General features: G+C 64.0%; 2 protein-coding genes and 1 pseudogene. All 3 read right to left on the bottom strand.

Features of this window, described 5'->3' with window-relative positions; translation table 11 throughout:
- Positions 1 to 851 (bottom strand): YtpR family tRNA-binding protein (ytpR, locus tag WA702_RS24275; RefSeq protein ID WP_425113093.1); only part of this gene is annotated, 851 nt, incomplete at its 3' end.
- Positions 848 to 1,273 (bottom strand): endonuclease domain-containing protein, encoded by a 426-nt coding sequence (locus WA702_RS24270; protein ID WP_425113092.1) that lies wholly within the window; start codon positions 1,271 to 1,273, stop codon positions 848 to 850. The genes ytpR and WA702_RS24270, both read right to left, overlap by 4 nt.
- A gap of 161 nt (positions 1,274 to 1,434) precedes the next feature.
- Positions 1,435 to 2,517, bottom strand: a pseudogene (gene pheS / locus WA702_RS24265) (phenylalanine--tRNA ligase subunit alpha).
- Positions 2,518 to 2,570 lie beyond the last annotated feature (53 nt).

The raw sequence follows: 2,570 nt of genomic DNA, 5'->3' as shown, positions 1-2,570 counted from the left end.
TCGCGGGCGCGGCGCACGACCAGATTGCCCGTCACCTTGCTGGCGTCGAACACGTGCAGCGGACGCGCGCGGTCATAGGTCATGAAATTGGTGATATCGACCAGCGCGTTGATTGGGCGCAACCCGATCGAGGTCAGCCGCTGCTGCAGCCATGTCGGCGACGGGCCGTTCTTGACGCCGCGCACCAGCCGCAGCGCGAAGGCGGGGCACAGCTTCTCGTCCTCGACCGTGACTTTCACGGGGCAGGGGAATTCGCCCTTCACCGGCTTGATGCCGGGCTCTTTCAACTTGCCCATGTCGGCCGCGGCGAGATCGCGTGCGATGCCATGCACGCCGGTGCAGTCCTGCCGGTTCGGCGTCAGATTGATCTCGAACAGGGGATCACCGAGAGCTGCCCACTCGGCGTAGCCCTTGCCGATCGGCGCATCGGCCGGCAGCTCGATGATGCCGTCATGATCTTCCGATATCTGCAGTTCGGCGGCTGAGCACAGCATGCCGCGGCTTTCGACGCCGCGGATGGTGCCGACCCCGAGCGTGATGTTCTTGCCCGGAATGAACGTGCCAGGCGGTGAGAACACGCTGACGAGGCCGGCGCGCGCATTCGGTGCGCCGCAGACCACCTGCACGGGTGCGCCGCCATCGCCGGTATCGACCATGCAGACGCGCAGCCGGTCGGCATTCGGATGCTGTTCGGCCGAGACGAGGCGCGCGATCGTGAACGGCGCCAGCAGCTTTGCCTTGTCCTCGAGATGCTCGACCTCGAGCCCGATCATGGTGAGCTTCTCGGCGAGCTTCTCGACCGGCTCGTCGGTGTCGAGATGGTCCTTCAGCCAGGACAGCGTGAATTTCATGGCTGCATGCCTCGAGTATTGCTGGTGAGTACGGTGTCAGTTCTGTCGATGGAGCTTGGCTCGCTCTCTCCGCTCCCTCCCCCCTTGTGGGGGAGGGCTGGGGAGGGGGGTGAGCCGAGCATTCGCTGCGAGATCGCTTGGCGGATCGCTTCAACGACGCCTTCAAGATTCGACATCGCCTGATCGTTGGTGAAGCGCAAGGTCTGGAAACCTTGTGTGGCGAAGAAGGCATCGCGGTCGGCGTCCGCTTTCTGTCGTTCGACGAAGTCGTGAGACTCTCCATCAAGCTCGATAACAAGCTTTGCGGAAAAGCAGACGAAGTCGGCGATGTAGTTCTGGAACGGGACCTGGCGACGAAAGCTGAGATTATCGATCCGGCTCGCTTTGATGTGCCGCCACAGCAGTGTCTCGGCGCGCGTCATCGTTTGCCGAAGCTGCTTCGCCCGGCCACGTTGACGCTCGCTGACGGCTGCGTGCGGCATCCTGGGCTACCCCCCTCCCATTCCCTCCCCCACAAGGGGGGAGGGAATGGAGAGAGCGCGGCCCTGACGCTTGCGAAGCCGAAGATTGGTGTGAGTGTCACTCACGTACTCAATCCTCCCGCCAGGGTCGGCAGGTCGAGCGGCTTGAAGCCGTAGTGGGAGAGCCAGCGGACGTCGCCCTCGAACAGCTGGCGCAGATCGCTCATGCCGTATTTCAGCATCGCGATGCGGTCGATGCCCATGCCCCAGGCGAAGCCCTGATATTCGTCGGGATCGAGGCCGCAGGCGCGCAGCACGTTCGGGTGCACCATGCCGCAGCCGAGGATCTCCAGCCAGTCCTCGCCCTCGCCGAAGCGGATCTCGCCGTTGCCGCGGCGGCACTGGATGTCGACCTCGAGCGACGGCTCGGTGAACGGGAAGAACGACGGCCGAAAGCGCATGTTGATGTGGTCGACCTCGAAGAACGCCTTGCAGAACTCGTGCAGGATCCATTTGAGGTGACCGAGATGCGAGCCCTTGTCGATGACCAGGCCTTCGACCTGGTGGAATTGCGGCGTATGCGTCGCATCCGAATCGATGCGGTAGGTGCGGCCGGGACAGATCACGCGGATCGGGGGCTTCTGGGTCAGCATGGTGCGCACCTGCACCGGCGAGGTGTGGGTCCGCAGCAGCATGCGCGAGCCGTCAGGCTTCGGATTGAAGAAGAACGTGTCGTGCATGTCGCGCGCCGGATGGTCTTCCGGAAAGTTCAGCTTGGTGAAATTGTAGTCGTCGGTCTCGATGTCCGGACCTTCGGCGATCGCAAAGCCCATGTCGGCGAAGATGGTGGTGAGCTCATCCATCACCTGGCTCAGCGGATGGATGCGGCCGGCGTCTGCCGGCGTGTCTTGCAGCGGCAGGGTGACGTCGATGGTCTCCGCCGCAAGCCGTGCATCGAGCGCGGCCGATTTCAGCACGTCGCGGCGCGCGGTCAGCGCCGCGGTTACCTTGTCCTTGGCGAGGTTGATTGCCGCACCCTGCGTCTTGCGCTCATCGGGCGACATCTAGCCGAGCGTCGCCAGCAGCGCCGAGATCGAGCCTTTCTTGCCCAGCGCTGCGACGCGCACGGCATCTAACGCGGCTTCATCGGCGGCAGCGCTGATCTGGTCGAGGATGGAGGTTTCGAGCGTAGCGAGGTCGGACACAGCGATTTCTCCGCGAAATTGCGGGTGGTTGTGGCCGCGAGGGCCGCGAGGGT

The sequence above is a fragment of the Bradyrhizobium sp. genome (assembly GCF_049798375.1).
Taxonomy (GTDB): Bacteria; Pseudomonadota; Alphaproteobacteria; order Rhizobiales; family Xanthobacteraceae; genus Bradyrhizobium.
This window is presented reverse-complemented; position numbering and strand designations above follow the sequence as displayed.